The sequence below is a fragment of the Mycobacterium sp. genome (assembly GCF_035314905.1).
Taxonomy (GTDB): Bacteria; Actinomycetota; Actinomycetes; order Mycobacteriales; family Mycobacteriaceae; genus Mycobacterium.
Genome location: NZ_DATFYW010000018.1, coordinates 1 through 6448 on the forward strand (window position 1 = coordinate 1; position 6448 = coordinate 6448).

The 6448-nt window shown below is 70.6% G+C and carries 2 protein-coding genes; both read left to right on the plus strand.

The genetic code is table 11. The annotated features are described in order from the left end of the window. Nucleotides 1-729, plus strand: a 729-nt coding sequence (locus VKG81_RS01585; protein WP_324389070.1) for an acyl-CoA dehydrogenase family protein, incomplete at its 5' end; no start/stop codon positions are given. After that, on the plus strand, nucleotides 726-6448 hold a 5723-nt coding region (locus VKG81_RS01590), incomplete at its 3' end, for a polyketide synthase (protein WP_324389071.1). The genes VKG81_RS01585 and VKG81_RS01590, both read left to right, overlap by 4 nt.

Sequence of the window (6448 nt, forward strand, 5' to 3'; positions counted from 1 at the left end):
CGCATCGACGCTGGTGAGGGCGCTGGCGGCGCGCTGAACACCGAAGGGGCAATCGCGAAGTACATGGCCACCGAGGCCGGCAACGCCGCTGCGGAGGCAGCGATCCAGGCCCACGGCGGCTACGGCTACACCCGGCCCTACCTGGTCGAGAAGATCAAGCGGGACGTGCGGATCACGACCATCTACGAGGGCACGTCGGAGATCCTGGAGATGACGATCGCCCGCGACCGCTGGCAGCAGCACCTGAAGACGTCCGGCGCTTACTACCGCGACGCGGCCCACGCCCTCGATGGAGTACCCGACGAGTGCGGCGGTCCCACGGCAGCGCTGGCGCTGGAGTGTTCGGCCGCGGTGATGGAGGCGTGCCGGGTCGGTCGGCTGACCCGAAATCAGCACATTCTGTTACGGCTGGGGGAACTCGTGGCCTACGCCGAATGTGCCGGCGCGCTGGCACGCCGCGCTGCAGCGGCCGCCGAGGGCGCATTGCCGGGCAAGGCCGACAAACGCTTCGGGCCGGCCGCGCTCGCCGCGGTCAGCCGGGTGTTCGCGCGGGACGCGGCGCACAAGGTCGCCGAGGACGGCCTGCGGTGGGTGGCCGGGGCCAGCACTGGAGCGGACCTGGCCGCCGCCCTGCCGCTGGAGCGGGTAAGGGCCGCGCAGACCGGTCTGCTCGCCGACATGAACCTGGTCGCGGATGCGCTGTACCGACGGGAGGCCGGATCGCCATGACGACCACGATGGAGCCGATTGCGGTGGTCGGGGTTAGCGCGATCATGCCCGAGGCGCCCGACGCGGCCGCCTTCTGGGCCAACATCAAGTCCGGCCGCTACAGCATCGGCGATGTCCCCCCGCAGCGCTGGGACCCGCAGCTTTACTATGACCCCGACCCGCACGCACCCGACAAGACCTATTCGCGCATCGGCGGTTGGGTTCGCGATTTCCCGTGGGAGCCGCTGGCGTGGAAGCTCCCGATCCCGCCGGCGGTCAGCTCGCAGATGGACGACGGCCAGAAGTGGGCGGTGGCGTGCACCCGCGCGGCGTTGCTCGACGCCGGCTGGCCGGACTGGACCGTGGACCCCGAGCGGGTCGCGGTGATCATCGGCAACGCCATCGGCGGCGACAAGCAGCACCGCAGCAACCTGCGCATCCAGTTCCCCGCGTTCGTCCGGGACCTAGCGGCTGCCCCCTCGTTCGCTGGGCTGCCGCAGGAGGTGCGCGACGCCGTGCTCGCCGAGACCCGCGCCTCGTTTCTCGACCGGTTCGAGGAGATCACCGAGGACACCATGCCCGGCGAGCTCGCCAATGTGCTCGCGGGCCGGGTGGCCAACCTGTTCAATTTCCGCGGCCCTAACTTCACCGCCGACGCGGCGTGCGCCTCCGGTCTGGCCGCCATGTCGGCAGCGGTGCGCGGCTTGGAGGCAGGCGACTTCGACGCGGTGATCACCGGCGGGATCGACCGCAACATGGATGCGCCGGGGTTCGTCAAGTTCTGCAAGATCGGCGCGCTGTCGGCCACCGGCACCCGACCGTTCGACGCCGGCGCTGACGGCTTCGTGATGGGCGAGGGCGCCGCCCTGTTCGTGCTGAAACGCCTGTCGGACGCCGAGCGCGACGGAGACCGGATCTACGCGGTGCTGCTTGGGGTGGCGGGGTCAAGCGACGGCCGTGGCAAGGGCATCACGGCGCCCAACCCGGTTGGGCAGCGGCTGGCGGTGGAGCGCGCATGGCAGGTCGCCGGAGCCGACCCGGCGCTGGCCACCTGCATCGAGGCGCACGGCACGTCGACGCGCGTCGGAGACGCCACGGAGCTGGCCAGCTTGACCGACGTGTTCCGCAAGGCCGGCGCCGCCAACGGCTCCATCGCGCTGGGGTCGGTGAAGTCGAACATCGGGCACCTCAAGGGCGCGGCGGGGGCCGCCGGCCTGTTCAAGACCGTGATGAGCCTGCACGAGAAAGTGCTGGCGCCCAGCCTGCACTTCGAACATCCCAACGAGAGCGTCGACTGGGGCGACATCCCGTTTCGGGTCAACACCCAACTGCGCGAGTGGCCGGCGCACGAAAGCGGCGTGCGGTACGCCGGGGTGAGCGCGTTCGGGTTCGGCGGGACCAACTTCCATGCCGTCCTCGAGGAGTATGTGCCCGGCCGGCACCGTGCCGGTGATGCGAGCCGGTCGTTTTCCGGTGCGAAGGTCGCGCAGCGACCCGCGACGGTGAGCGCCGTGGCGACCGCGGCCTCCGGCGCGCCGAAGGCGCCGCTGCGGGGGGCCGCGGTTGTCGGCGGCGCAGACGAGGCTGAGGTGGCCGCGCAATTGGAGCGGTTGGGCGCCGAGGCGGCTGCCGGGCATGCCCCTGCGCCAACCGCCCCGAACCCCGAGTTGGCTGCCGCGGCGGTGCGGGTCGCGATCGACTACGCCGACGCCGCCGACCTGGCGGCGAAGTCCGCCAAGGCCGTTGAGGCCCTACGCGGGGGCAACCCGGTCGTGTGGAAGGTCCTGCGCGCCCAAGGTGTGTTCGTCGGCCGCGGCGCACCGGGCAAGGTCGCGTTCCTCTACACCGGCCAAGGCTCGCAGTACGTCAACATGCTGGCTGATCTGCGGGAGCGCGAGCCGATCGTTGCCGCGACGTTCGACGAGGCCGACCGGGTGATGGAACCGCTGCTAGGTAGGCCACTGACTGCCTACATCTTCGCCGACACCGCCGACACGTCCGCCGCGCATCGGCTCGAGCAGCAGCTGATGCAGACCGAGATCACCCAGCCGGCGGTGCTGACCACCGATCTGGCGCTCACCCGGCTTCTCGACGCCTACGGCGTGCGCCCCGACATGGTGATGGGCCACAGCCTCGGCGAGTACGGGGCGCTGATCGCCGCGGGCGCGTTGTCGTTCGGCGCCGCGCTGGAGGCGGTCAGCATGCGGGGCCGCGAGATGGCGAACCTGTCGAGGGATGACAACGGCGCCATGGCGGCTGTCTTCGGCCCGCTTGGCGAGATCGAGAGGATTGTCGGCGAGACGGACGGATACGTCGTCGTCGCGAACATCAACAGCACCGGCCAGGCCGTCATCGGGGGTGCCACCGACGCGGTGGAGCGGGCCGTGGCGGCGTTCCAGGCCGCCGGCATGAACGCCTCCCGCATCCCGGTCAGCCACGCGTTCCACACCGAGATCGTCGCGCCGGTGATAGAACCGCTCAGGGCGGTGCTCCGCCGGCTCGACGTGCGGGCACCCGTTTTGCCGATCGTGTCGAACGTGACCGGCGGCTTCTACCCGGCGAACGCCGATATCGACACCATGCTGGACCTGCTCGGCCGCCAGGTGGCCTCACCGGTGCGGTTCATCGACGGCCTACACACCCTGCATGCTGCAGGCGCCCGGATCTTCGTCGAGGTGGGACCCAAGAAGGCGCTGCACGGCTTCGTCGAGAACGTGCTCGGCGACGACGTGCTGGCGTTGTTCACCAACCACCCCAAGACCGGCGATGTCGCGTCCTTCAACCAGGCACTGTGCGGGCTGTATGCGGCCGGGCTCGGATATGCCGGGCAGGTGCCCGTCGAGGCCACCGCTACCGCCCCGGCCGCAACGACGGAGACCGCGATGACCGACGCACAGTACGCCGAATTGGGTCGGCATCTCGTCGACGTGGTCCAACACGGACTGCATGCCGAAACTGCCGGCGTTGAGGCTTCCCCGCCGGGGGCGCCGGCCGCCGCCGAACCAGTGGTGGTGACGGGCGCGGCACTCGGCCTGCCCGGGGTCGAGCGGGTCTTCGACGACGAAAACATCGCCCGCATCCTCGATGGTCAGCAGTTCATCGACACGATCCCGCACCGACTGCGCCGCGAGATGGTCGACCGGCACATCACCCGCCTGGTCAAGCGCGCGTCCGGCGACCCTACGTTCGAGACGATCGACAGTGAACCCGATGTGATCAAGCTGGCCGGCCGCTGCGCCCCTCTGGATGTGGTCAGCGAGTTCGGCGTCGACACCGCCCGCGACGCCGCGCTGGACTCGACGACCCGGCTTGCGATCGGGGCCGGTTTCGATGCGCTGCGCGACGCCGGCGTCCCACTGGTGATGCGCTACAAGACCACGACGCTGGGCACCAAGCTGCCGGACCGGTGGGGGCTGCCGGAGTCGATGCGCGACGACACCGGTGTCATCTTCGCCTCTGCCTTCCCCGGCCTGGACAACTTCGCCCACGACCTCGAGCGTTACTACATCGACCGCGGCAACCGGGAACAGTTGAGCGGGCTGGTGGCGGTGCGCTCGCGGATGAGCGACGACGAGCCGGCCGCAAGCGAGGTGGACCGGCGCATCCACGAGCTGCGCCACGCCCTTGAGACCGATCCGTTCGTGTTCGACCGGCGCTTTCTGTTCCGGTGCCTGTCGATGGGCCACTCGCAGTTCGCTGAGATCATCGGCGCACGCGGGCCGAACACCCAGGTCAACGCGGCCTGTGCGAGCACCACGCAGGCGGTGGCGGTGGCCGAGGACTGGATCCGCATCGGCCGCTGCCGGCGGGTGGTGGTGGTGTCCGCCGACGACGCCAGCTCCGACGCGCTTCTGCCCTGGCTGGGGTCGGGGTTCCTCGCGTCTGGCGCGGCCGCCACCGACGACATCGTCGAGGAGGCCGCCACGCCGTTCGACCAGCGCCGGCACGGCATGATCCTCGGCATGGGGGCGGCGGCGATCGTGGTTGAGTCCGCCGAGTCGGCCAGGGAACGCGGGCTGCAACCGATCTGCGAAGTCCTCGGCACTGTCACCGCGAACAGCGCTTTTCACGGGACACGGCTGGACGTCGAGCACATCGGCGAGGTGATGGAGAAGCTGCTGGACCAGGCCGAAGCGCGCGGCGCCGACCGGCAAGCCATCGCGGGCAGCACGGTGTTCGTCTCCCACGAGACGTACACGCCGGCCCGCGGCGGCAGCGCGTCCGCCGAGATTCACGCGCTACGCCAGGTGTTCGGCCCCGACGCCGACGCGGTCGTCATCACCAACACCAAAGGCTTCACCGGGCACGCGATGGGCGCCGGCGTGGAGGACGTCGTCGCGATCAAGGCGCTGGAAACCGGAGTCGTTCCGCCGGTGCCCAACTACAAGGTGCCCGATCCAGAACTGGGACACCTCAACCTGTCGACCGGGGGCAGCTATCCGGTCCAGTACGCGCTGCGGCTGGGCGCAGGATTCGGCTCCCAGATCGCGATGACGCTGATGCGCTGGACGCCGGTGCCCGACGGTCGCCACCGCCTGCCGGACGAGCTCGGGTATGAGTACCGGATCGTCGACCAGGCGGCCTGGCGGCGCTGGCTGGCGCAGGCCGCCGGTACGGCCGACCCGCAGCTGGAGGTCGTGCAGCACCGGCTGCGGATCATCGACACCGGCCAACCGTCGAAGGTCGCGCCGTCGCCTGCCGCGGCGCAAGCGGTCCAGCCGGCGCCCGTAGCCACCGAGACAGTGTTGACGGAGCCCGAGTCCCCGCCGGTGGCCGCCACCGCCGCAGCGGCTGCACCGGTTCCCGTTGGGGCGACACCTGAAGCCCCCACCGACGCGCAGGCCCCCGCTGCTGATGAGGTCACCGACACCGTGGTCGGCATCGTCTCCGAGCTCACCGGCTATCCTCCCGACCTGCTCGACATCGACCTCGACCTGGAGGCCGACCTCGGCGTCGACACCGTCAAACAAGCCGAAATCTTCGCCGCCATCCGCCAGCACTACGGCGTCGCCCGCGACGACGCCCTCAAACTGCGCGACTTTCCCACCCTCACCCATGTCGTTGCCTGGATCCGCGACAGAGTCGAGGCCACGCCAGGCCCAAAAGGGCGAAGTGACACCGCCGCTGCCGCACCTGGATCAGCGGCGGCGGCACCGACTGTCGTGGGCGACATCGCCGCCACTAACCGGATCCCGCGCCGGGTGCCGGTGCCCGTGCTGCGGCCGGACCTGACGGCCTGCGTGCCGAGCGGAGTGACTCTCGGCGCCGGCACCCGGGTGGCGGTGATGCCTGACCAGGGCGGCGTCGCAGACGCGCTGATCACCCGGCTGACCCGCCTCGGCGTCGACACGTTGGTGCTGCGCCCGGACGACGACATCGACGCCATGCTCGCGGCCGGCTCGGTTGACGGCGTCTACTGGCTGCCGGCGCTCGACGACGAGGGGCACCTCGACGACATGGACCTCGCCGGCTGGCGGGAAGCGCTGCGCCGCCGGGTCGGCAACCTCTATGTGACCATGCGACAGCTCTACGAGCGCAGCGCCTTCCTAGTGGTCGCGACCCGCCTCGGCGGATACCACGGCTACGATGCGGCGGGCGCGACCTGTCCGCTGGGCGGCGCCGTTACGGGATTCGCCAAGGCGTACCGACGGGAGCGGCCCGACGCGCTGGTCAAGGCCGTCGACTTCCCGGCCGGCCGGAAAACCGCGACGCTGGCCGATGCGCTGGTCGACGAAACGCT